This is a genomic window from Brucella thiophenivorans (genome assembly GCF_002252445.1).
Taxonomy (GTDB): Bacteria; Pseudomonadota; Alphaproteobacteria; order Rhizobiales; family Rhizobiaceae; genus Brucella; species Brucella thiophenivorans.
In genome coordinates, this window is sequence record NZ_NNRJ01000051.1 from 15035 (window position 1) to 39626 (window position 24592).

Here is a 24592-nt window from a genome sequence, read left to right on the forward strand (position 1 = left end):
ATGGAAAATAATGCTTATAGCAAAAGAGAATTCAGCACAGTCGGCGTTCTGCTCACCGGTATTTTAATCATCGTGGCCTTTGTGATGGCGTGGCTTTATCTGCGCGAAGCTCATCAAAACCCACTCTCAAACGATGCCGTCATTGGTGCTAATATTGTGAATATTGCCGCGACGGTTCCCGGAAAAATTATCTCCATCAATGTTCAGGAAAATCAGGCCGTCAAAAAAGGCGATATGCTTTTTTCGATTGATCCTGTGCCGCTGAAGCTGCTCGTAGAACAGACGTCCGCTGATCTTGTAATGGCAGAAGCGGCGCTCGATTCGCAAAGGCGTGCAGTCAATGCGGAATCCCAAAATGCACAAATAGCTGACCAGCAAGTGGTGCGTGCACGGACGAATCTCGATCTTGCGGAAGCAACGCTCAAGCGGCTTGAGGCGCTTAGCCCCAAAGGCTATGTCACGCGCCAGCAGGTCGATGATGCAAAGACCTTGCGCAATGATGCGCAGATCAGTCTGGCGCAGGCCATCAAGCAAGCTGAGGCAGCAACCACGATAGTGGGAACGGTTGATAGCGCGCAGGCTTTGGTGCGTGCAAGGCAGGCCGCGCTCGCGCTGGCACAGCATAATCTGGATAATGCTGTCGTTACGGCACCGCATGACGGCAGGGTTGTGGGCGTTTTGAATGGCACGGGGCAGATCGTCGCGCCAGGGCAGTCTCTTTTCACATTGATCGACACGTCTAGCTGGTATGCATCTGCGACTTTTCCCGAAACCGAGCTTGGCGGTATAAAAGTCGGGAGTTGTGCGCATGTCAGAATTTTGGCTGACAGTTCCATTGTCGTCAAAGGTCGCGTCGAGGGGATCGGATGGGGTGTTTCGTCTGAAGATCTGATCAATATCCCACGCAATCTGCCCTATGTGCCGAAAAACCTGAACTGGGTGAGAATAGCGCAACGCTTTCCGGTGCGTGTAAAACTGATTAATCCGCCAGCCGAGCTGACACGCTCCGGGGCATCAGCCGTTGTGACAGTGCATAATGGCAACGAGTGCTAATTACAGGCTCTGGGACGCAATCCGCGAAACCCTAGCGGATCTGGCACCTTTTCCTGGGCGAATGGCCACAGCATGGCGCGTTGCAGCCGTCTGCGCGCTTGTTGCGGGCATAGCCATGATGTTCCACATCCCGGAATCGGCGATCAGTTGCTACCTCGTTATTTTCCTGATGAAAGCTGATGGTGCGGAAAATACCGTGGTAGCGACGGCTGCCATCATCGCAATTACATTGCTTGTGGCCCTGATGGTCCCGGTGCTCGCATGGACGGTTGAATCCGCATTGCTGCGCATTCTGGTTATGATCATCGTATCATTTATTTTCATTTTCCTTGGAGCGGCCAGCAAGCTTGGCGAAGGTGGCAGCATCGTCGCATTGATCATCGCCTTCATTCTCAGCCTTGTGAATGAAGTTCCGATCAATGGTGTGATTTCTGTTGCTCTGCGATATGCATGGGAAATGGCCATCTTGCCGATGTTTGTCATTGCAGGGTTCAGCTTGTTTTTCGGACGCTGGAGTCTGGCGCTATTGCGTGAGGAATTGCGTGAACGCCTGCTGGTGGCGCGCCATGCGCTGTTAAATTTATCCCCCGTGACGGACCCATTGTTGCGGGAAAAGCTTGGGGCGGCCAACGAAGACGAAAACAAGCGTTCGATGCTCGTTAAAATATTGCATCAGACTACCAAAAACAGACTTTCGCGCATTCAAAGCGATATTACTGCCTCTTATCAGTTGCTTTTTGCAGCAGCCTCTCTTCCTGCCGATACGCCGAATGAGAACCGCCAGCATTATGCCGGTCAGATCGATAAAATGGTTGATGCGCTGAATAAAGGCGCATCGCTTCCCGCCCCTGAAACCTTAACAGAAGCTGCCGCTCCAAGGCAGGAGGCGGGAATTTTACAGGCGCTCAGAAATATCGCGGGGAGTGAAAAGACCGATTATAAAAAAGGCTCGGGCGATAGTTTCTTTGCCGCAGACGCTTTTACCAATCCTGTTTATCAGCGGTTTGCCCTGAAAACGACTTTAGCTGCGATCCTCTGCTATGTGTTTTATGCGGCGATCAACTGGCAGGGCATTCATACTGCCATGGTGACTTGCTATGTCGCATCGCTCGGCACAGCTGGCGATACAATTCATAAGCTCACTTTGCGTATCACCGGATGCCTTATTGGGGCGGCGATTGGCATTGCGTCGCTAATATTTCTTATGCCGCAGTTGGAATCCGTAGGCAGCCTCATGATTCTGGTCTTTGCGGTGGCACTTCTTGCGGCATGGGTATCGGCGGGCAGTGAAAAAGTGTCTTATGGCGGCGTTCAGATTGGTCTGGCATTCACTTTGACAGTATTGCAGGGCTTTGGCCCAACGACTGATATGGATACGGCGCGCGATCGTATTATCGGTATTCTGGTGGGCAATTTCGCGGTCTATCTTGTTTCGACACTGATTTGGCCAGCGCCTGTCGTCACGGTTATTCGCCAGCGTCTTTCAGATGCCGCGCGCAAAATAGCTGAAATTGCGTCCGCCGCGCCGGATCAACGGCCAGAGATGATCAACACTGCCGCTGAAACTGAGCGTCTTCTGGATGAAGTGCGTTATTGTTTTTATCTTCTGCCCTTTGAGCCAACAGCTCTCCGTCCATCTGCAAAACTTGAAAAAACCTTTGATGGCCTTGCCGATCAGCTTGCTTCACTCAACAAGGAAGTCTACTTTTCCGCTCAGGTGATGCCTGATGCTGTTGAAAGATTGAATGCGCTCTCATTGCATATAAAGTCGGACGATGCGCAAAGCGGTATTGGATTGGAAGAAAAGGCGTGCTCTGCTGAAGAAGCAGAAAATGAGGGGGCGGATAAAATCGGTAAGCATCTTGCGCATATGGAAGCACTTTTGGCAGGCGGCAAGGCATGAAACAGCCTTCGACGCATACCTCCTTTGCGCTGATTTCGATTTTCGCTTTGGTGCTGAGTGGCTGTGCCACAGATGCGCTGAAACTTGCGCCTACAGCATCTGATCAGCCGTGGAAGCCAGACCAGAGTAAAGATGCGTCAGCCAGCAGCACGTCGCAGACAAAAGATTTCAGTGTTCCGTCCAATCCTGAACTGGCTTTGATTTCAAGTCCCGTTGCCGTCGATACACGGCCTTCTTATGATCTGGCGCAGTTGATTGATCTGGCGCAGCGCAGCAATCCGGCCACGCGCAATGCGTGGGAAAAGGCGCGGCAGGCGGCACTTGCTGTGGGTATGGTCGAGGCAACAATGCTGCCGATCATCTCTGCAAATGTCATTGGCGGCGTGCAAAAGACCTCCACGCCGGTTGATGTGCCGCTTATCGGTGAGCGTGACGTTAATACGACACTGAAAGGCGTTTCGCCCTCTATTGCGCTTCAATGGCTGGTGTTCGACTTTGGACAGCGGACAGCATTGGCGGAAGCCGCAAAACAGGTCTCGTTTGCGGCCAATGTCACGTTCAATGCAATGCATCAGAAGGTGATCTTCGATGTCACCCGCACTTATTATGAGTATAGTGCTTCCGTTGCCGGTCATCGCATTGCGCAACAGACTTTGCGCAACAGCAAGGCGGTTCTGACGGCTGTTCAGGCAAAGCTGAATGAAGGACGCGCAACGACGGTTGAGCTTGCACTGGCTAAACAGCAGGTCGCGCAATCTGAATTGCGACTGGTGAAAGCAGAAGGTCAGCAGCAGACGCTTTATCAGGCGCTTCTGGCTTCAATGGGCGTCAATGCCATGCTCAACATCAATGTCGAAAGTTCGATGAACAGGCCATTGCCAGCAAAATTTGAAGGCGTGACCCAATCGGTTGTCGAAACAGCTCTGTCGCGGCGTCCCGATTTGATTGCGAGTTATGCGGCGCTGCAGGCCAGCAAGTCCAATATCAAGGTTGCTCAGGCTGAATTTATGCCAAAGGTCTTTGTCGCGGGTGCGCTCGCTTCCACATCAAACAGTTTCAATGCCGGAAGCTTGCCGACAATCGGGACGCAATCATCGGGCATGGGTATTCTGGTGGGCGCTACAATGCCGCTTTATGATAGCGGACTGCGTGCGGCACAGCTCAAAAATGCCCAATCCATGCATAATGCAGCAACTGAAACCTTTCGTCGGGTGCAGCTTGATGCGGTTGCAGAAATCGTTCTTGCATCCAATAGTTTGAAAACCGCTTTGGCGGCGAACAAAGCTGCAAATGTTCTGGTTCAAACCTCTGGAACAGCTTTTGACGCTGCACTTGAATCCTATAAAAATGGATTGGGTACAGTTACGGTGGTGAACGAGACGAACAACTCCTTGTTGGATGCAAAGCTGGCGCAAACCGATGCCCATGCGGCATCTCTCATCGCCGCAGCCAATCTCGCGTTTTTTACAGGCGCTTTGACGTCGAGTTCAAATGCTCATCTGCCTGGAGTGGCGACTGGGAAATAAGCGGAAGTAAAAGTTTTTAAGGCGGAGTGAAATGGCAAAATACTGGATCGCAGCCGGCATAATTCTGCTTTTGACAGTTGCTGCCTTTGCAATCTGGTTGATGATCCGCCACAAGCGGGGCTGGTCAAGAAGCATCATCGCCCATCTCGTATTTATCGCCGCAATGTATGGGCTGGTTATGACCTTCAGGCAGGTCGCCTATATGCTGCTTGATGATTATAAGATTACCGCAATCACACCTGACCTTATCAATACAATTTCCGCGCTGGTCATGGCGCTACTTGCTATGCAGCAACTGTTTCAGCTCATCAATCGTCTGACACACAGCCAGATTGATCGTGGTAATGACCCAACGTCTGCGCGTATGGTTGCGCGCATATTGAAGCTGACAATATTTCTTATCATTGTGCTGCTGTTTGGCGAGCATTTCGGGATCGGTCTTTCCGGCTTGTTGGCTTTTGGCGGCATTGGTGGCATCGCTATTGGCGTTGCCGGAAAAGATATGCTGAGCAATCTTTTCTCTGGCGTGATGCTCTATTTCGACCGGCCGTTCAGTATTGGCGACTGGATTAGCTCGCCTGATCGTAATATTGAAGGCACGGTCCTGGAAATTGGTTGGCGGCTTACTAAAATCAAGACCTTCGATAATCGTCCGCTCTATGTACCCAATGCTGCCTTTTCGACCATCAGCGTTGAAAATCCGGGCCGTATGACCAACAGGCGTATCACCACGACGATTGGCTTGCGCTACGAAGACGGTGATAAAGTTTCCGGGGTGGTTGACGATATAAGGTCAATGCTCAAAGCCAATGCGAAAATCGATCAGACACAAAGTCTGCTGGTCTATTTCGATGCCTTCGCAGACTCATCACTCAACATTATGGTCTATTGTTTTACCAAGACGACCGTCTGGGCGGATTGGCTTGAGGCACAACAGGAAGTGTATCTCAAGATTATCGAAATCGTGCATGCGCATGGTGCCGACTTCGCGTTTTCGTCTGAAACGCTTTATATTCAGCCAGATAAAACTGCGGAAAAGAAGCCTGTTGAAGAGCTGGCTTCTGACGTCAGAAAATAAGGTCTAAGAGGAAATTAGAGCGTTTCCTGTTTTGATTGAATCATAAAAAACGCTCTAATCATCTGTTTTTACGCGTATCTTTTTCTGAAAACCGCGTCGCAGTTTTCAGGACACGCTCTATAGTGATTTATTAGTTATCAGTAGAACAATGATGTGCTATTGGTCTTTTGCTTCGCCACTTTCCCAAGGCACAACCTTCGCTCTTTGGCGCTTTCGAGCACGTTTGGTAATCGAGAAGGGTGCCTCAAATTGAACGACAGGGTTTTCTTCATCCCGACAACGGGTGAAGCGGTTGAACTAATCAAAAACATTGACTGGTCAAAAAATCCTTTGGGTGTTCCCGAAAATTGGCCGCGTCCGCTTAAAACTGCAGCTCAGATGATGCTGGCATCACATTTTCCAAAAGCGATTGCTTGGGGACCAAAATTCATCACGCTTTACAACGATGCTTTCAAACAAATTCTGGGTGATAAGCAGAATTGTATGGGTAAGCCGTTCAATGAAATCTGGTCGGAAGTGTGGGCCGATATTGGACCGATTGCCGAAAAGGCTATGCGGGGCGAAGCTACTTTCATTGAAGACTTTCCGTTGCTCATTAATCGTTCCGGCTTTGACGAACAGTGTTATTTCACCTTCTGCTACAGTCCGATTTTGGATGAAGACGGCAGTGTTGGCGGTATGATGGACACTGTCATTGAAACGACAGGAAAAGTCGAAGCCGAGAAGAACGCGCAGATTATGAATGCAGAGCTTGCCCATCGCATAAAGAATACATTCAGTATCGTGGGTGCTATCGCAAGTCAGACCTTTAAAAGCCAGGACAATGAAGAGGAACTCCGTTCTTTTTCGAGGCGATTGTTTGCGTTAAGCAGTGCGCACAAAGTTTTGCAATTTGGTAAAAGCTCAAGCGGATCATTGGCGCAGATAATCGATGAAATTACTGCTGCACTTGGTGTCGATCAGCGTATTGATATTGAGGGTGCTGATATATTTATCGGGCCGAAAGCTGCGAGTTCGGCATCGCTCTTGATCCATGAACTCACGACAAATGCCATCAAATATGGTGCATTATCCAATGATACGGGGCGTATTTCGATTAGCTGGAACACCTGCGATCAAGATGGAAAGGCCACACTTTTTCTCAACTGGTGTGAAGCCGGTGGCCCTGAAATATCAAAGCCTGACAGTCTTGGCTTCGGGTCGAGACTGATCCGCATGGGTCTTATGGGAACAGGCAACGTAGAGACCGATTACGCCCCATCTGGATTGCGCGCGAAAATGAGCGCTCCTCTCCATCAGATGCAAGGTGAGGGACGACTTTACAGCGACGTTTAGAGCATAATCCGACCGGAGTGAAACGAGGATCGATAAGATTATGCTTAAGATAAAACGGGTTAGAGCGCCGATCTAAATGTTTGTCTAAACGCGCATCCCGAAAATAGTTTCACACTTTTCGGCATGCGCACCAGAGCGCGATTCCGTCAAAATTCGTGATATTTGAGTAGCTGATGCGACGGGAACGCGCCGCGTGTCGTGGCCTGATAAAGCGCTTTCGCTTCATTTTCAGGTTCATTTTTTCATACGCTTAACATTATCCATCATTTATGATCGATCCATAGTGAGCGCTCACATTTTTCATTTGACGTTAGCTGACGTATGTGAATAATGTCTTTACAAGTGAACGGAGGGGTTCACGCTGGAGGAATACAGATGATCGGAATTCACTCAGGCCGTGGTCTGAAGGCATTAACGCTGGCGATTTTGTCCGCTTCTGCGCTGAGCGCGCCTGCGCAAAGTCAGGACCGTACGGCATTGCTTGGTAGCCTTCCCACCGAAATTCAGGCGCTCTATACGGATGCAGTTGAAGTTGGCCCGTCGGCCTATGCTGACTTCAAAGCGCCTGCCAAGCCATGGCGCTGGTGCCATTCGGAGTCCTACATGGGCAATCCGTGGCGCGTGACCTTCAATGATGAGCTCAAACGTCTTGTCGATGGTGCAATCGCCGCAGGTGATGTGTCGGAATATGTTGTGTCCGATTCCAACGGCGATGCGACACAGCAGATTTCACAGATCCGCGCCTTTATTGAGCAGGGCTGTAACGTCATCACCACGATAGCTGGTTCTTCTACAGCGCTCAATGCAGTGATCGACGATGCTTATAAAGCAGGCATTCCGGTCATCACTTCGGCGGGTTCCGTCACCACGCCAAATGCCATCAATGTCATGCATAACCAGAACCTCTGGGGCTATCAGATGGGCAAGGGCATTGCAGAAACGCTCAAAGATGGCGGCACAATCCTGCAGGTCGAAGGCATTTCCGGCCATCCGCTCGTCCAGCAGGAAAATGCCGGTCTTGAAAAGGCCGTTGAAGAAGCTGGCAATCTCAAGATCGCACGCAAGGTAAGCGGCGAATGGACCGGCACGACAACCAAGTCAGCGGTTCTGCAGGCGCTTGCAACCACCCCGCAGCCGATTGATGCGGTCTGGTCGACGGGCAGTGAAGCGCGCTTCATCGCGGAAGCTTTCCAGCAGGCAGGCCGTCCGCTGCCGCTGATTGCAGGCTCCATTTCGGGCGATGCGCTTGGCTATTGGAATGCCAATCAGGACACATTCAAGTTCTATGGCGGTGAAGTTTCACCGCATGTCGCAGCCCAGAATGCTTTCCGCGTTGCGCTGCGTGTTCTTGAAGGTCAAAAGCCACTCGTCAACACGATCATCGCGCCGATGCCGCTTGTGACGCAGGCTGACCTGCCAAACTGGTATAAGGACTGCATGAAACCGGACTCTGCGGCCATCTTCCCGATCCCACCTCAGGATCCATTCCCGGAAGAACTGCTCAATGGCTACTTCACGAATGGGAGTGCAACTGCACTTTATGATTTCGCAAAAGTACCGGCCTCCTGCGCTAAGTAAACCTTGTGCAAATACAGCCATTGCCAGCTTTTCTGGCAATGGCTCTTATTTTTCGCCTGCGGAAAGCCATGCCATCATGCCCGAGCCTGATCTGAACCTAGTCGGCACATCCACTATGCACAGGCTGCTTGCGGAGGCAGGTTTGCCCCCCATAACGCATGCGCCAGTAAAATCATTACGCATCGAAAACCTAGAAAAGCGTTATGGTGAAACCGTTGCGCTGACCGGGGCCAATGTCGATTTTCGCTACGGCGTTCACACCATTCTTGGCGAGAACGGTTCCGGCAAAAGCACGATGCTCAAGATTCTGTCCGGCGTGGTTTCGCCTACGCAGGGGCGGGTGGTTCTCAACGATAAGACAATCGCTGCCAAGTCTCCCGCAGATATGAAAGCGCTTGGCCTCGCTACCGTTTTTCAGGAAGTACTCATCGCGCCGCACCGTTCGGTGGTTGAAAACATTTTTCTGGGCTTTGATGGATTGCTCACGCGCAAAGTCAGCAAAGCCATGCGCGCAAAGGCCGCTCAAGCCGTTCTCTCTAAGATTGCGCGCTTTCCAATCGACCTTGATGCGCCCGCTGGCAGTCTGTCGCTCGCAGCGCAACAATTGGTGGTCATCGCACGCGCTTTCATAAGCCGCCCGTCGATCCTGCTTCTTGATGAAGCCACGGCTGCTCTTGATTATGCGGATCGTGATCTCGTGTTTGAAACAATTGAGGATTATGCATCTTCCGGCAACATCGTGATCTTTATTTCGCATCGGCTTGAAGAGGTGAAGCGCCTTTCCGATCAGGTCACAGTTCTGCGCAGCGGCCAAATTGTCGATACGCTTGACAGACAACAGATCAACAGCCAGATCCTTCTGGAACTCATGGCGCCGGAGGCCCAGCTCCATGTCGAGTGATCACACCATTCTTCGCTATGAAAATCTCGTTCTGGCACCGGGGCGTAAAGCACTGTCCGGCGCGATCCGCGCTGGTGAGATCACCGGCCTTGCAGGGCTTGAGGGGCATGGGCAGGAACAATTTCTGCTCGCACTTGCAGGCTTTGACCAGCCGCGCCAGTCCAGGGTCGAAGTCGTATCCAAGTCGGGCGAATGTGAGGCCTATCGCAATCATCATGATGCAGCAAAACGCGGCGTGGTTTATCTGCCGCGCGACCGCCGTGCGACCGGCATTTTCCCGGTTCTGTCGGTCCTTGATAATTTCGGGATGCCTTCCATGTCGCGGTTCTCGTGGGCCGGCATCCTTAATCGTGGCAAGCAAAAACAGGAATTGCAGCGTTACACTGAGTTTTTGTCGATCCGCTATCCGGAAATGGACGCACCAATTACAGCGCTCAGTGGTGGCAACCAGCAGAAGGTTCTGCTTGCACGGCTTCTGGCGCTCAAGCCGCGCGTGATGCTGCTCAATGATCCGACCCGCGGTGTTGATCTCAACACGCGCATGAAATTTTATGAAGCATTCCGCAAGCTTGCTCGTGAAGAAGGGATTGCGCTGGTCATTCTGTCGAGCGAAATCGAAGAAATCCTGCAAATCTGTGACAGCGTTTCGGTGTTCCGCGATTTTGAATGCTCTAAGACGATTGGTAAATCTGAAATGTCGATGTCGGGCGTTCTTGCCGCCATGTTCGGACAGGAAGAAGTGACGCTATGAGCACATCAAACAAGCCCAATATTTTGCAGCGTCTGTTCTCCGGCGGTCAGGAAACGCGGCTCGCAGCAATCCTGTTCATTATCCTGCTCGTCATCAACATCGTGCTCAATCCGGTTCGTTTTGCGCCGTCGAACTGGGGTGCTGTGCTGGGACTTGCTGCACCGCTGCTGCTGACATCGCTTGCGATCACCATACCCTTTCTGGCCGGGCGTGGCTCGATTGACATATCGGTTGGTCCGCTTGTTGGACTGATCAATGTCATTGTAGTGCAATTGCTCATTAGCAAGGGCGGCATCACTTCGCCTTTCATCATTGTTCCTGCAGCCATTGCGATTGGCATAATTGCGGGTTCGCTAAATGGCCTTCTGGCAGCAATCATCCGCATTCAGCCAATTGTCGCAACGCTTGGAACTTATCTGATCTTTGGCGGACTGGCATTGACCATTCTGCCATCGCCTTCCGGCTCGGTTCCCGCATGGCTTGCAGCCCTTGCCGGACCATGGTCCATTCTGCCGGTTGGTGCTGCCGTTCTTATCTGGCTTGGCATCAAGCAATTGCCATTTTACGAGACACTTATGGCAGTCGGCAGTGAAGACAGAGCCGCCTATACATCTGGCGTCAATGTTCCGCTTGTGCGCTTCATTGCTTATGTCCTGGCCGGACTTTTTGCAGGGCTTGCAGCACTTTCGCTGACCGCACTGATTGGTTCGGGTGATCCGATCATTGGTCCCGGCTACACGCTGATAGCTATTGCAGCGGTTGCCCTTGGCGGCGTCAGTCTTGCTGGCGGCGTCGGTGGATTGAAAGCTGCATTTCTGGGTGCTGCCGATATTTTCCTTCTGCAAAGCATGCTCACGGCCTTCAATGTATCGACCTTCGTGCTGCAGGCCGTCTATGGCGCTGTGCTTGTTCTGGCGGTCTGCCTTAACTCAGAAAAACTGAAACTCTATTTTCGTCGCAAAGTCGCGCAGCCATGATTAAAACTCTCGCTCAAAATCGCGCGCTGGTCGCTTTCATCGGGGTTATTTTTGTCTTCCTTCTCGGAGCGGCATTGATCCCCGGCTTTGCAAGTCTCTTTTCCATCCGAGCCATGCTGGTTCTGGCGGCACTGCTGGCAATCGCAGCCCTTGGCCAGACGCTGGTGATGATCCTTGGTGGGATTGATCTCTCGATCCCCTTTGTCATTGGCTTTGCCAATGTGGTGTTTGCGAGCCTCTATGGCGATGGCATGTCGCCGCTCATGGCAGGCCTGATCGTGCTGGTATCTGCCGGTTTGATCGGCGCATTTTCAGGCGCGTTGTCGGCGGCACTTTCCATTCATCCACTGATCGTTACACTTGGCGTTGGCACGATGGTGCAGGCAGGCGTTCAGATATGGACGCGTGGATTGCCGACAGGATCGGCTCCTGCGTTTATCAATGACTTCGTTTCGCTGGGTGGCAGCATCGGCCCATTGCCGTTTCCATGGCTTATCCCGTTCACGCTCTTTCTGACGATAGGCACCGTGTTCGTGTTGAAACGCACGATTTATGGCCGCAAGCTTTATGCGCTTGGTTCCAATATCAAAGCGGCTGAGCTGGCACTCATCCGGCCGGTTGCGATCTGGGCTATCACCTTCGGCCTTAGCGCAATGTTTGCAGCCCTTGCCGGTATTTTGTTGCTCGGTTTCACCGGCTCGTCGAGTGCTACCGTTGGTACACCCTATCTCTTCCAGACCGTGTCGGCAGTGGTTATCGGGGGTACGGCACTTATTGGCGGACGCGGTGGCTTTGTCGGCACGGTTGCGGGTGCGATCATGCTGATGGAACTGCGTACCTTCCTGATCGGTATGGGGTTTTCCGATGCCATGGTGCAATCTGCGCTTGGTGTGCTTATCCTGCTTCTGGTCGCAGCCTATGGTAGGGACCGGCATATTCGTAATCTGATCTGAAGGAAATGCAGATGGATGAGAGGCTTGCAAAAACCATTGCAGCGATCAAGGCATCGGGTGCCGATTGGGGTATTTTCACCAGCCCCGATGGTGTCGCCTATGCAACAGGCCATGTGGTTTCCATTGAAGCGGGACCATCGCCTTTTGCCGGGGGCCCTGCCGTTGCTGTGGTTGGGAAAAATGGCGAATGTGGTCTGCTCATTACCAATCTTGAATCCGGCACACAAAGCTGGGCCGATCTGGTTCTGACTTACGAGGGTTTTTCGTACAAAGAGCCGACCGATATTTTTTCCAACTATCTCGAAACTGCCGCCCAGCTTTTTGCAAAACTAGGCGTTGGTGGAGTAGTGGCCATCGAGGAGACAAGCTTTCCGCTCTCGCTGTTGCCACTCGTTGAAACATGCAAGCGAGTGCCGGTTGACGATGCTTTCAAGCGTGAACGCATGGTCAAGACCGCGAAAGAAATCACTTTGTTGCGTGAGGCGGCACTGACCGCATCCGCCGGGCAGCGGGCATTTCTTGAAAAGACCAAAGCAGGCCGCAGCGAGCTTGAAATCTTTGCGGATATAAGGCTCGCCATGGAAAGCCGGGTGGGTGAACGCTTGCCGCTGACTGGTGATTTTATCTCCGGCAAAACCCGTACTTCCGCTTTCATGGGCTGGCCATCAAACCGGATTGTCGAGACTGGCAATCCGCTGATTTGTGACTTGGCTCCGCGCGTCAATGGCTATTGGGGCGATAGTTGCGCATCGTCTATGTTGGGACATCCAAGTGCTGGATTTAAAAAGCAATTTGCGGCTGTAAAATCTGCGCTTGATCTGGCGATTGAAATTATTCGTCCGGGCCTTGGCATTGGTGAACTGGATCAGCATTTGCAGGCGCATATCGCAGCCGCGGGTTACGGCTATGCGCATCATTCCGGCCATTCTATCGGCACATCGGTGCATGAGTGGCCGCGAATTGTTGGTTATGAAACCGAGAGTTTCAAAAAGGATATGGTGGTGATGGTCGAGCCAACCGCCTTTGACCCGCATATTGGCGGTGTAAGGCTCGAGTTCATGCTGCACGTCACAGACAATGGCTGCGACGTGCTAACCGATTTCGAGCATCAGCTCTCTATAGAGTAAAAGGCCTGATACAGACAGGCGTGCCGATTTCAATGCGCTTGCCTGTATCGGTCAGTTTCCCCGTGGACTTATCTCTGGCAAAAATTGTGATGCAATCGCTGTTCTGATTTGCAACCAGCAGCCAATCTCCATCGGGTGTTAAAGCAAAATTGCGCGGTGTTTTGCCACCCGTAAGCGTGTGACCAATATCGGTCAGTTTTCCTGTTTCCTGATCAATACGAAAAGCGGCAATGCTGTCATGGCCACGGTTGGAACAGTATAAAAAATGGCCGTCTGGCGAGAGGTGGATATCCGCGCCATGAGACTCGACACCTGACGGAATGGTGGCCCAGCTCTCAGTGAGCGTCATGTCACTGCCATTGCGATGAATGAGCGACACGGTGGAATTGAGTTCATTTGAAACATAGACAAAGTGGCCATTCGGATGCTGTGCAATATGGCGTGGTCCGGCGCCTGCTGCAACAGCTACACTTCCAAGACGTTCAAATTCGCCTCTATCATCAAGACGATAGGTGATGACTTCATCAAGACCGAGGTCGGTAGATAGAAAGGTTCCGCCTTCTGGCGTTTCAACAATGCAATGCGGATGACTGCGTTCCTGCCGGTCGTCTATCGGACCAAGTTCACCTTTATGACGTACAGACCCTGTGACCAAACCGAGAGTGCCATCACCATGAATGGGAAGGGCTACGAGAGACTGGTCCGGCCCGCCGCCTCCCATGGCATAGTTGGCAACCAGAACAAATTTTCCGTTACGCGTGATTGTATTGTGCGCCGTGATGCTGCCCTGACTGCTTTGCTTGTTGAGATAGATAAGTTCGCGTTTTTCAGCATCGAAACGATAGGCGCTGACTGTTCCTTCATGCCAGCCGAACACTTCGGAATTGGCGTAAATTGTGCCTGACGCGGGATCGACGCTCAGAAATGTCGGATTATCCACCGAGGACGTGCTGCAGATGCGCTGCGTTTCTGCAGTCTTTGTATCGAATGCGTAAATCGAAAGACCTTCTCCGCGTGCACCCTGAAAATAAGGCGCTTCGCGATTGAGTGAACCGACTGCCAGATAAAGCTTTTTCACGCATTCCTCCAATGCAATTCCCATGATCAATCCATCACCTATCCGTTGCTGACATTCAAGGTCTGGCTGGTCATTTCAGTTCGGGGCATCGCAATTTTCATGATTATCTGCACAATATTGATGAGCCCGAATCTAAAATCGATGGAGTGTTAAGCGATGCAAAGAATAACCATCACTGTCGACGATGATCTTATGACAGAACTGGATGCTTTGATTGCTGTAAAAGGCTATGCTAACCGCTCCGAGGCTGTACGCGATCTTGTTCGCGCAAGTATAAAAGACACGGCCATCGCGTCTGACGCGATGAGCGAATGCGTTGGCGTGTTAAGCTATGTCTACCAGCATGAGGCGCGTGATCTGGCGAAAAAGCTGACGACATCGCATCACGAGCATCATCACATGTCGCTGGCCTCCCTGCATGTTCATCTCAATGAAGATCTGTGCCTCGAGGTAAGCCTGCTTCGCGGAGAAGCGAAAGCCGTCAAGGAATTTGCAAATTCCATTATTTCACAACGTGCAGTTGTTTATGGCGATGTTTCAATTATCCCTCACGACAGCCATAGCCATCATGATTAACTAGTGCCGGAAAAATATTCATATTAAAATCATTGCTTTAGACCGTTCTATCGGTCTAGGTTCGGGCTTGCGAAGAGTCGTGTTTTTAAACAGTGAGTTATCATGGACCTGACAGTCATCGTATTTATACTCGTATATCTTGCGATGGGCTGTGGAACTCTTCCCGGATTTAAAGTCGACCGCACGGGTGCAGCCATTATTGGCGCTCTCGCTATGCTGGTTGTGGGCAGTATTACGCCGCAGGCGGCATGGAATGCTATCGATTACCGCACACTGGGGATGCTTTTCGGGTTGATGGTTGTATCAGCCGGATTTTCAGTGTCAGGCTTTTATGGCTGGGCGGCAAGGCGCGTAACCGAATTGCCATTATCGCCACCGTTGTTGGTTGGTGTGCTGGTTGTTATGGGCGCGGCATTCTCGGCATTCCTGACCAAAGATGTTGTTGCGGTGGCGATGACGCCTTTGCTCGTTTCCGTAACCCTTGCGAGAGGATTAAATCCGGTTCCATTTCTGCTTGCTTTCTGTTTTGCCGTTAATACGGGCTCTACCGCCACACTGATCGGCAGTCCGCAGAATATGATTATTGCGCAGGAACTCGGGCTATCCTTCAATGGTTTTCTGAGCGCTGCCGCTGTTCCCGCCCTTCTTTCTTTGCCAATCGTTTGGGGTGTGATTGTTCTGGCCTACCGCAATCGTTGGAAGCTGACGCAGCAGCCATCTTCCATGAGCGATACTGCGCAGGACGGTACGATTGACCTGCTTGAAACGGCAAAGACTGCTCTTGTTGCTGTGGTTGTCATTGGGATGTTTATTTTCAGCGACCTGCCACGGGAGCTGATTGCTATGGCGGGTGCGGGTGTACTGCTGGTCAGCCGCAAAATCTCTTCCCAAAATATGCTTAAACATGTCGATGGCGATCTGCTGCTTTTGATCATGGGCCTGTTTGTCGTCAATGCTGCGATTGCATCGACAGGTTTGCCGCAAAATCTTCTCAATCATTTCCGCGAAGCGGGACTGGATCTCAATGAGCCTATTTCATTGTTTTTTGTTGGCGGTGTTTTGAGTAATCTTGTCGGCAACAATCCTGCTGTGATGTTGCTGGTGCCCTATCTTCAGTCGGGGCATGGATCGGATGCGCTTGGTGCAGCGCTGGCGCTGGGAACAGGCTTTTCAAGTAATATGATCGTTTTTGGAAGCTTGGCGGGGATTATTGTCGTAGAACAGGCCGCCGCACGCGGTATCAAAATATCTTTCGCCGAGTTTTCGCGAACAGGTATAATTGTTATGTTTCTTTGTATGTTAATGGCTGCTATCTGGATAATATTCTTAACCAGAATGTAAAATTTTCTGAATTAATAGATTTATTATTTTTATAGTTCTTATTTGTCATTTAATTTATATGTATTAACTATAAATTCTTACCTTTAGCGGATGTGTTGATTATTTATTTGAGCGGTGTGTAAAATAATTATTGCCCCGCGCAAAATAGATTGCTAGCATATCTTTGGTGGCTTTATTTGGGGGTGAATTTGGTGGGCTTATTGTATGCCGATCTCCCCTTTCTTGGTACGGAGGTTACGTATGCATTTCACGCCCCGAGAAATCGACAAGCTTATGATTCACACGCTGGCGATCGTCGCCCAGCGTCGTAAAGATCAGGGTTTGAAGCTCAATCATCCTGAAACGGTATCTCTGATTGCTGTGGCGGCGCTTGATGGGGCTCGTGCCGGTAAGACGCTTGAAGAAGTCATGGAGTTGGCGCGCAAAACCATCACCAAAGATGATGTGATGGAAGGCGTCGTCGAGATGATTCCTTATGTGCAGGTTGAAGCCGTTTTCACCGATGGCAGTCGCTTGGTTACCGTCCACGATCCTATCCAGTAAATCCAGTATGGAGGCTCAGCTATGGCTGCAGATAAAGTAAAGACTCCTGTTGGAGGCCTGGTTCTCGGCAAGGGCGATATTGAAATCAATGCCGGATATCCGACGACGACTTTGAAAGTACGCAATACTGGCGATCGTCCTATTCAGGTGGGTTCGCACTATCACTTCTTTGAAGTGAATGCTGACCTTGAATTTGATCGTGAGCAAGCCTTCGGAAAACGCCTGAACATTCCTGCAACGACCGCTCTTCGTTTTGAGCCGGGCGATGAGAAGCAGGTCGTTCTTGTTCCGTATCAGGGAAAGCAGCGCGTGCTTGGTTTCAACGGCTTGGTCAATGGTTGGGTCGGCGATGAAAGCTACAACGATTCCCGTCCGCGCCTTAAAGATGCAATGGAGCGGGTTGCGAAATACGGTTTCAAGAACAAGCCGTAATTGCCCGTCTGAGGGCGCATCACGAACTGATTAATCAGATCGGCGCTCCAACCGTTTGTTTGACGCGCATCTATTCGGAAATCGTTTCATACTTTTCGGGATGTGCTCTTAAATTTCAGCGAACAGGATACTGATATGGCTAAGATTTCAAGGCAGCAATATTCGGATCTCTACGGTCCGACGACCGGCGACAAGATCCGCCTGGGCGATACTGACCTCTATATTGAAATTGAAAAAGACCTTCGCGTTTACGGCGAAGAAGCTGTTTATGGCGGCGGCAAAACGCTGCGTGACGGCATGGGCTATGACAATGAGCTGACGAGCGCTGCCGGAGCGCCCGATCTTGTCATTACAAACGTTACCATTGTCGATGCCATTCAGGGCGTCATCAAAGCCGATGTCGGCATCAAGAATGGTCTTATTTACGGGATCGGTAAAGCTGGAAACCCATCCACCATGTCGGGTGTGACACTGCCCCTTGGACCGGGTACCGATGCAATTTCTGGCGAACACCTGATCCTGACCGCCGGCGGTATCGATGCGCACGTGCACTTCATTTCGCCGCAGCAGGCCGAAGCGGCTCTGAGCAATGGTGTGACGACGTTGTTTGGCGGCGGCATTGGACCAACTGACGGCACCAACGGCACAACCATCACGCCTGGAACGTGGAACATCGAAATGATGTTGCGCTCGTTTGATTCATGGCCAGTCAATGCAGGCGTTCTTGGTAAGGGCAATTCGTCATCCACAGCGTCGATTGAAGAACAAATCCGCGCCGGTGCCATGGGTCTTAAAATCCATGAAGACTGGGGCAGCACACCAGAGGCTATCCGTACATCGCTGACGGTTGCCGACGAATATGACGTCCAGGTCTGTATCCACACCGATACACTGAACGAAGCTGGTTTTGTTGAAAACACGATTGCCGCTTTCGAAGGCCGCACGATTCACACCTATCACACGGAAGGTGCTGGCGGCGGACATGCGCCAGACATTATCCGCGTTGCAGGTCAGTCGAACGTTATTCCGAGCTCGACCAATCCGACACTCCCGTATGGCATCAATTCGCAGGCCGAATTGTTTGACATGACGATGATCTGTCACAATTTGAGCCCGAAAATTCCGACAGACGTGGCCTTTGCTGAAAGCCGTGTACGCCCGGAAACCATCGCTGCCGAAAACGTTCTGCACGATATTGGTGCGATTTCCATTCTCTCCAGTGACAGCCAGGCTATGGGCCGCGTGGGCGAAAACTGGATGCGTACCATTCAAACCGCACATCTGATGAAGACGCGTTTTGGTGCCTATGAAGGTGACAAGTCTGGCAACGACAACCAGCGCGTGCTGCGTTTCGTTTCTAAGGTGACAATCAATCCAGCAATTGCACAGGGCGTTTCGCATGTCGTGGGGTCAGTTGAAATTGGCAAGATGGCCGATTTGGTACTCTGGGAGCCAGCATTCTTTGGTGCAAAGCCGAAAATGGTCATCAAGGGCGGCATGATTTCATGGGCGCTGATGGGCGATCCGAATGCATCGCTGCCAACACCGCAGCCTGTTATTTATCGTCCGATGTATGGCGCGTTTGGATCGGCTCTGCCGAAGACCCGCGCAACATTCACGTCGCTCGCTGGTTTTGATGCCGGTATCGTCAATCGTTATGAACTCAAGTCGCAGGTTATCCCTGTGTATGGTACCCGAGCGATCAGCAAGGGCTCAATGGTTCGTAACAATGCTTTGCCGACGATTGAAGTTAATCCGGAAACATTTGCAGTTACCGTCGATGGCAAGCACGCCACTGTCGAACCTGCAACCACCGTTCCATTGACCCAGCTTTACTTCTTCAGTTGATGTGAGGCTTGCAGGAGGGAACAACCGCGTTTCCTCCTGTTTTATTTTGAGTGCATGGCCAAATGCTGCTGATCCTATCTGCATGTTTGGTTGCCGGATATGAAGCATAAGCTTCCGGAGGAATTATGATTCTCGTTGAGAAAACACTCGGTAACATCAAGGATTCCGTGTGGCACGATCGTTCTCATCACGCGCAAGTTGATCACTTGGCCCTTGAGCAATGGGAAGCACCGAAAAGTCGTCTGCGCAAAGCGAGCGAGGGTGGCGTTGAGCTAGCCATTTCTCTGCCGCGCTCCGAGCATCTGCATGATGGCGATGTTCTCTATTATGATGAAGACAAGAAGATCATCGTTGTCGCGCGCATCGCTCTTAAAGAAGTGATGGTTATCGAGCTTGAAGGATTGGAAGAGCTCGCCCCACAGGACATCCTGCGTATTTGTTTCGAACTTGGCCATGGTTTGGGTAATCAGCACTGGCCAGCGGTGATCAAAGGCTCGACGGTTTATGTGCCATTGTCTGTTGATCAGAAGGTGATGGCATCGGTGATGCGCACGCACGCTTTTGAAAGAGTGAAGACCTATTTTGCTCCGGGCGAGGAGATCGCTGCAAAGCTTGATGCGAAGGAAGTTCGTATGCTCTTTGCCGGCGCAGATGCGACCCCGCATCACCACCATGACTTGAACAAGCATTCGCATGAGCACAATCATGGCTCAGAAGCACATACGCACGAACATAGTCATGACCATTCCCAGGATCACGATCATTCGCATGAACATCACCATGGGCACGGCCATCATCACAGGTAAGTAATGTCAGGCATAAAGATAAAAGAACCGGGCTCCGTTGAGGATATGGTTCTTCTGGCGAGATTGCTGCAATTTTCGGATTCAACCTTGCCGGTTGGTGCATTCGCATTTTCAAACGGGCTTGAATCCGCATTGCAAACTGAAGTTGTTACCAATCCGGCAAGCCTGCATCAGTTTGTCGAGCTTGTCGTGCGTCAGGCAGCGCATATGGATGGTATTGCCTTTCTCCATGCGCATCGCGCCATTCTGGCGGGTGATTATGATGGGGTTCTTGCCGCAGATCACGAGATATGGAACCGCCGGGTTGGTGAAGAACAGCAGATGATGCTTGCGAGAATGGGCAAGAAATTCGCTGAATTGTCTCTCAAGATCAGTGATTTTCCACCGCTAGAGCGCTGGCTGAAAGACATCAAGTCAGGGGCAACGCCGGGGTGTTTCCCAATTGGTCAGGCCTTGGCGCTGGCGCATATGGGCGCGGATGAGAAGCAGGCCTTTGTGGTGCATCAATATGGCGTTGCGTCGATGGTTCTGAGTGCAGCTGTCCGCCTCATGCGGATTGATCATCTTGACACGCAGCGCATATTATTTGCTTCGCAAAGCCGTGTTTCGAGCGACTACGATGATGTGCGTGGTCTCGAACTTGATGAGATGTCCAGCTTTGCGCCGATCTTTGATGTTCTCGTTGCGCATCACACAAAGGCGCATGTCCGACTGTTTATGAACTGAATAGCTTATTGAAGCAGGAATGAACCATGAAAAAGATCACACGTATTGGTATTGGTGGACCTGTTGGTTCGGGCAAGACGGCCGTTATTGAAACGATCACGCCACGGCTGATTGAAATGGGTATCAAGCCGCTCATTATTACCAACGACGTTGTTACGACCGAAGATGCCAAGCAGGTCCGCCGCACGCTGAATGGCATTCTGATCGAAGAAAAAATTGTTGGCGTTGAGACCGGCGCATGTCCGCATACTGCGGTGCGTGAAGATCCGTCTATGAATATTGCGGCGGTTGAAGAGCTTGAAGAAAAATACCCGGACAGTGACGTGATCCTGATTGAATCGGGCGGTGACAACCTGACGCTGACATTCAGTCCGGCACTTGCGGATTTTTATATCTACGTGATCGACGTTGCTGCCGGGGACAAGATTCCGCGCAAGAATGGCGCTGGCGTCTGCCAATCCGATATTCTGGTCATCAACAAGAAGGATCTGGCACCTTATGTCGGTGCAAGCCTTGAGGTTATGGATCGCGATTCCAAGCTAATGCGCGGCAAGAAGCCTTTCGTTTTCACCAATTGCAAAACGGGTGAAGGCATTGATGATCTGATGCAGCTCATTCTTGATATGGCTCTGTTCGACGTGAAGCCGGTTCCGGCTTCTCAAACAGCTGGATAATGTCATGAGCCTACACGAGCGACTAAGCCGACTTGATGCAGCCCGTGAACTGACTGGCTTTCACACGCAGCCCGCGCAGATGCGTGCTGCCGGGCCGGGCAAAATCGGCGAATTGCGTCTGGGCTTTTCCGTACGCAATGGTCGCTCGGTGCTGCACGATCTTTATCGCGTGGCCCCACTTCTGGTTCAGCAGGCGCTTTACTGGGATGAGGCAATGCCGGAATTGCCGATCTGCTCAATCATTTCGATTGGCGGCGGCATTTTGCAAGGTGATCGCTACAAGATCGATATTCACGTTGGTGAAAATGCTTGTGCTCAAGTGACGTCGCAGGGCGCAAACCGTGTTCATCAGATGGATGCGAATTACGCCTCGCAATATCAGACCGTAACAGTGGAAGCAGGGGCATATCTGGAATATCTTCCGGACTTTACAATACCTTATCGCAATTCGCGCTTTATCAACCAGACTGACATTGTGATTGATGAGAGTGCAACGCTCATCTATGGCGAGATGATGATGACGGGACGCAAGCATCATCATGAAAGCGAGCGTTTTGGTTTCGATCTGCTTTCCATGATGGTTTCGGCGAAGCGTCCCGACGGCAAGCGTCTGTTCACGGACAAGGTGCTCATTGAAAAGGGCAATCCAACTATTGATTTTGCGGGCGTCATGCGCGGTTTCGATGCTTTTGCAAATATTATCTGCATAACGCCGCCCGATGTGGCTGCGCGCATTAAGGAACGGGTAGAGGTCAATTTCAGCACCGACGCGCCACGCGCAATCTCCGGGGTGTCGATGCTGCCAAACAATGCGGGTTTAATGCTGCGAGCGGTGGGTATTGAGAGCTATGATGTTCGCGCCGAAGTGCGGAATTTCTGGAAGATTGTTCGTGAAGAGGCGCGGGACCGCACTTTGCCTGAGGAGTTTCTCTGGCGTTGAGGCGCAACCCGAAAGGTGGGAACTGGTTTCGGGATGCGTATGAAAGATCGAAACGTGTTTCGATTTGGATTGAGAGGGGTTATCGAAATGGCAGAGAAGAAAGTTAGTTTTCCAATAGCTTGCCTGCGTGGGGCGGGACAGGTTTTCTTCATGGAGAACGCCTTTACCGGATTGCTGTTTGTAGCTGCAATTGCCTATGCATCCTATGCAACCGGCATTTGGGCAACGACAATTGGCGCCATGATCGGTCTCATCGTTGCGACACTGACCGCGCAACTGCTTGATTGCGACAAGCCCTCGATTCACTCTGGCCTTTTTGGTTTCAACGGCATTCTTGTTGGCGTTGCTTTGCCGACATTTATCGCAGCCACGCCGCAATTGTGGTTCTATATCATCATAGGATCGGCGCTCAGCACCGTTATCACGGCTGCATTCAGTGCGACGCTTACCAAAAGCTGGGGTGTTCCGGGTTCGACAGGGCCCTTCGTTCTGACTGGCTGGCTCATGGTCGCTGGTGCTTATTCTTTTGGCGCTCTTGATGTGACCGGCGACAGCCCCAAACTTGTGTCGGATTATGTACAGGGTGCTGCAAGCATTCCGGCGAATATAGAGCTGGTGCAGATATTCTTCCGCAATATTGCGCAGGTCTTCCTGCTCGGCAACGAAGTCAGCGGTGCATTGATTCTGATCGGTATTTTTGTGGCTTCAAGACAGGCGGGTATTGCCGCAGCGCTTGGATCGCTGATCGCTATGGTAACAGCCATTGGCATGCGCGCTGATCCAGCCGTTGTAATTCAGGGGCTTTATGGTTTCAGTTCGGTTTTGACGGCGATCGCTGTCGGTGTTGTCTTCCTCAAAACAGATGGGAAAGTGATTGTCTATGCAGTAATTGCGACCATCGCTACCGTGTTTATCCAAGGCGCTTATGATGTGATCATGTCTCCAATGGGCTTGCCATCCTTCACTGCTCCTTACGTGCTTACACTCTATTTGTTTATTGCACCGAAGAAGCTGCTTGCGCCGCATCCGCATAAGCCAGTTGCGCAACATCTGGTCAAGGATTAGAGCGCATCCCGAAAAGTGTGAAACGGTTTTCGGGCAAGATGCACGTCTCAATGATTTATTCTGAATTTCGTTTTCGAAAGAGGGCAACATGCAATCTATCAGCGCAGGCGATACAGCCTTTATCCTAATCTGCACGGCACTTGTGTGTATGATGACCCCGGCACTGGCCTTGTTCTATGGCGGACTCGTTCGCCAACGTGATGTTCTTTCCATCATGATACAGAACTTCGTCTGCATGGGCGTGGTCGGCCTCATCTGGGTTTTTGGTGGGTTCAGTCTGGCTTTTGGCCCGTCTATTGGCGGCGTCATTGGTAACATCACAACCTATTTTGGCATGTATCATGTGGGTATCGAGCCAAATCCGACTTATGCAGCGAATGTTCCGTTCATCATGGTATTTGCTTACCAGATGATGTTTGCGATCATCACGCCTGCGCTGATGACAGGTGCATTTGTCGGACGCTTCAAGTTCGGTGCCTATCTGTTCTTCATCGCCTTCTGGACGATCCTCGTTTATCTTCCAGCAGCGCATTGGGTTTGGGGCGGTGGCTTCTTAGCTAAACTTGGCGTTGTTGATTTTGCAGGCGGCATCGTCATTCATGCCTCCGCTGGCTTTTCAGCGCTTGCCGCAGCAAAATATCTTGGAAAGCGCAAACTCGCACCTGGCGAAACGGAATCGCAGCCTGCAAGTTTGCCACTTGTTGCAATCGGTGCCGGTCTGCTGTGGTTTGGCTGGTTCGGCTTTAATGCGGGTGGTGCTTATGCAGCCGATGCGCTGGCAGCCTATGCTTTCACCAACACCATGCTTGCAGGCTCCATTGCCATGCTGGTCTGGATGTTCTGGGAATGGAAAGAATCTGGTCGTCCGTCTTTCTCCGGTGTTTTGGTGGGGGCGGTAACAGGCCTTGCAACGATTACGCCTGCTGCCGGCTATGTTGAACCGATCACAGCGCTTCTTATCGGTGCTATCGGCGCTTCGGTCTGCTTTAATGCCAAATATGTGCAGAAATGGCTCAAGATTGATGACACGCTGGAAGTCTGGCGTGCTCATGGTGTTGGCGGCATGACAGGTGCAATCCTGATCGGTGTGTTAGCAAGCTCGAATATCAATGCTGTTTCGGCAAGTGCCTATCAGCTTGGCGTTCAGGTTCTGGCCGTGGTTATCGTCGCGGGCTATGCATGGATCATCACAATGATTCTTCTTAAGGTTTTGGATGCATTCGGCCATTTGCGGGTTTCTGATGATATTCAGCGTGAGGGCCTCGATGATCAACTCTATGGAGAAAATGCATTCAGCCTTTGGGGTATGAAAAAGCAGATGGATAAGTAATCGAGTATTATTTATTCAAAAAAGCATAATTGGGCCCGCTTAAGAGATTCT

General features: G+C 51.3%; 23 protein-coding genes. 22 read left to right on the forward strand and 1 reads right to left on the reverse strand.

Translation table 11 applies throughout. The features are described from left to right. The 11 genes from mdtN to CEV31_RS14205 all read left to right on the forward strand — a co-directional run bounded on the left by mdtN (position 1) and on the right by CEV31_RS14205 (position 13182). A complete protein-coding gene (gene mdtN / locus CEV31_RS14155) occupies positions 1-1053 on the forward strand; it encodes a multidrug transporter subunit MdtN (protein WP_094507711.1) in 1053 nt (350 codons plus the stop codon). Next, entirely contained in the window at positions 1037-2956 is a 1920-nt protein-coding gene (locus tag CEV31_RS14160; protein ID WP_094507712.1) for an FUSC family protein, read from the forward strand. Before mdtN ends, CEV31_RS14160 begins: the two co-directional genes overlap by 17 nt. Then, complete coding sequence (locus CEV31_RS14165) at positions 2953-4482, forward strand: TolC family protein (RefSeq protein WP_094507713.1); 1530 nt, start codon at positions 2953-2955, stop codon at positions 4480-4482. The genes CEV31_RS14160 and CEV31_RS14165 overlap by 4 nt, the downstream gene beginning before the upstream one ends. 31 nt (positions 4483-4513) lie before the next feature. Beyond that, complete coding sequence (locus tag CEV31_RS14170) at positions 4514-5560, forward strand: mechanosensitive ion channel family protein (protein ID WP_094507714.1); 1047 nt, start codon at positions 4514-4516, stop codon at positions 5558-5560. A gap of 249 nt (positions 5561-5809) precedes the next feature. Further along, entirely contained in the window at positions 5810-6895 is a 1086-nt protein-coding gene (locus tag CEV31_RS14175) for an HWE histidine kinase domain-containing protein (protein ID WP_094507715.1), read from the forward strand. Between the two features lie 375 nt (positions 6896-7270). Continuing rightward, positions 7271-8473 carry a substrate-binding domain-containing protein gene (locus CEV31_RS14180; protein ID WP_094507716.1) on the forward strand — a complete coding sequence of 401 codons (1203 nt, stop codon included), beginning with the start codon at positions 7271-7273 and terminating at the stop codon, positions 8471-8473. A 76-nt stretch (positions 8474-8549) separates the two neighbouring features. Beyond that, on the forward strand, positions 8550-9374 hold the full coding sequence (locus tag CEV31_RS14185; RefSeq protein ID WP_094508516.1) for an ATP-binding cassette domain-containing protein: 825 nt from the start codon (positions 8550-8552) through the stop codon (positions 9372-9374). Beyond that, positions 9364-10125 (forward strand): ATP-binding cassette domain-containing protein, encoded by a 762-nt coding sequence (locus CEV31_RS14190; RefSeq protein WP_094507717.1) that lies wholly within the window; start codon positions 9364-9366, stop codon positions 10123-10125. The genes CEV31_RS14185 and CEV31_RS14190 overlap by 11 nt, the downstream gene beginning before the upstream one ends. Beyond that, complete coding sequence (locus tag CEV31_RS14195) at positions 10122-11102, forward strand: ABC transporter permease (RefSeq protein WP_094507718.1); 981 nt, start codon at positions 10122-10124, stop codon at positions 11100-11102. The genes CEV31_RS14190 and CEV31_RS14195 overlap by 4 nt, the downstream gene beginning before the upstream one ends. Then, complete coding sequence (locus tag CEV31_RS14200) at positions 11099-12055, forward strand: ABC transporter permease (protein WP_094507719.1); 957 nt, start codon at positions 11099-11101, stop codon at positions 12053-12055. The genes CEV31_RS14195 and CEV31_RS14200 overlap by 4 nt, the downstream gene beginning before the upstream one ends. 11 nt (positions 12056-12066) lie before the next feature. Further along, positions 12067-13182, forward strand: a complete 1116-nt coding sequence (locus tag CEV31_RS14205) for a M24 family metallopeptidase (RefSeq protein ID WP_169717366.1) — start codon at positions 12067-12069, stop codon at positions 13180-13182. Here CEV31_RS14205 and CEV31_RS14210 read toward each other — a convergent pair. Next, positions 13172-14284: a lactonase family protein gene (locus CEV31_RS14210; RefSeq protein ID WP_235818112.1), complete on the reverse strand. Its 1113-nt coding sequence runs from the start codon at positions 14282-14284 to the stop codon at positions 13172-13174. The two genes, CEV31_RS14205 and CEV31_RS14210, sit on opposite strands and share 11 nt — an antisense overlap. Before the next feature lie 132 nt (positions 14285-14416). Between CEV31_RS14210 and nikR the strand changes: the two genes are divergently transcribed. From nikR to CEV31_RS14265, 11 genes are all read left to right on the forward strand, one after another. Beyond that, the gene (gene nikR, locus CEV31_RS14215; RefSeq protein ID WP_094507721.1) at positions 14417-14836 is read left to right on the forward strand and encodes a nickel-responsive transcriptional regulator NikR; all 420 of its coding nucleotides are present in this window, start codon (positions 14417-14419) and stop codon (positions 14834-14836) included. Positions 14837-14938: 102 nt separating this feature from the next. Beyond that, entirely contained in the window at positions 14939-16177 is a 1239-nt protein-coding gene (locus CEV31_RS14220) for an ArsB/NhaD family transporter (protein ID WP_094507722.1), read from the forward strand. Between the two features lie 240 nt (positions 16178-16417). After that, positions 16418-16720 (forward strand): urease subunit gamma, encoded by a 303-nt coding sequence (locus CEV31_RS14225; RefSeq protein WP_094507723.1) that lies wholly within the window; start codon positions 16418-16420, stop codon positions 16718-16720. Positions 16721-16741: 21 nt separating this feature from the next. Continuing rightward, positions 16742-17152 (forward strand): urease subunit beta, encoded by a 411-nt coding sequence (locus tag CEV31_RS14230; RefSeq protein WP_094507724.1) that lies wholly within the window; start codon positions 16742-16744, stop codon positions 17150-17152. A 135-nt stretch (positions 17153-17287) separates the two neighbouring features. Beyond that, positions 17288-19000, forward strand: coding sequence for an urease subunit alpha (locus CEV31_RS14235; RefSeq protein WP_094507725.1), 1713 nt, complete (start codon positions 17288-17290; stop codon positions 18998-19000). A 125-nt stretch (positions 19001-19125) separates the two neighbouring features. Further along, entirely contained in the window at positions 19126-19806 is a 681-nt protein-coding gene (ureE, locus tag CEV31_RS14240; RefSeq protein WP_094507726.1) for an urease accessory protein UreE, read from the forward strand. Positions 19807-19809: 3 nt separating this feature from the next. Next, entirely contained in the window at positions 19810-20532 is a 723-nt protein-coding gene (locus tag CEV31_RS14245) for an urease accessory protein UreF (RefSeq protein WP_235818113.1), read from the forward strand. Between the two features lie 26 nt (positions 20533-20558). Further along, positions 20559-21206 (forward strand): urease accessory protein UreG, encoded by a 648-nt coding sequence (gene ureG / locus CEV31_RS14250; RefSeq protein WP_094507727.1) that lies wholly within the window; start codon positions 20559-20561, stop codon positions 21204-21206. A 4-nt stretch (positions 21207-21210) separates the two neighbouring features. Then, positions 21211-22146 (forward strand): urease accessory protein UreD, encoded by a 936-nt coding sequence (locus CEV31_RS14255; protein ID WP_094507728.1) that lies wholly within the window; start codon positions 21211-21213, stop codon positions 22144-22146. 87 nt (positions 22147-22233) lie between these two features. Continuing rightward, positions 22234-23211: an urea transporter gene (gene yut, locus CEV31_RS14260; protein WP_094507729.1), complete on the forward strand. Its 978-nt coding sequence runs from the start codon at positions 22234-22236 to the stop codon at positions 23209-23211. Between the two features lie 88 nt (positions 23212-23299). Next, positions 23300-24541 (forward strand): ammonium transporter, encoded by a 1242-nt coding sequence (locus CEV31_RS14265; RefSeq protein ID WP_094507730.1) that lies wholly within the window; start codon positions 23300-23302, stop codon positions 24539-24541. Positions 24542-24592: the final 51 nt, after the last annotated feature.